Here is a 326-nt window from a genome sequence, read left to right on the forward strand (position 1 = left end):
GGCGCCGCTGGCGTCGCCTTACCTGGCGTTCGCCAACGCCTTGCCGGCCACGCCGGCGCCGGCCACGGTGCTCGAGCGCCTGCGCGCGGTCACGGTGGCCACGCCGGACGGCGTGGCGCTGGAATGGCAGGGGCGGCAATGGAGCTACGCGACGCTGGCGGCCGAGAGCGACCGCGTGGCGGGCCAGCTGCAGCAGCTCGGCTGCGCGCCGGGCGAGGTGGTGGGTCTGCTGCTGGAGCAGCCGCTGGCCCATATCGCCGCCGTGATCGGCGCGATGAAGGCGGGCGCGGTGTTCATGACGCTCGACCCGCAGGACCCGGAGAGCC

At 75.5% G+C, this 326-nt stretch carries 1 protein-coding gene; it reads left to right on the forward strand.

Annotated elements, in window-relative coordinates:
- Positions 1–326, forward strand: a 326-nt coding sequence (locus tag KVP70_RS35885) for an AMP-binding protein (RefSeq protein ID WP_217946746.1), incomplete at both ends; no start/stop codon positions are given.

The sequence above is a fragment of the Duganella violaceipulchra genome (genome assembly GCF_019166075.1).
Classification (GTDB): Bacteria; Pseudomonadota; Gammaproteobacteria; order Burkholderiales; family Burkholderiaceae_D; genus Rugamonas; species Rugamonas violaceipulchra.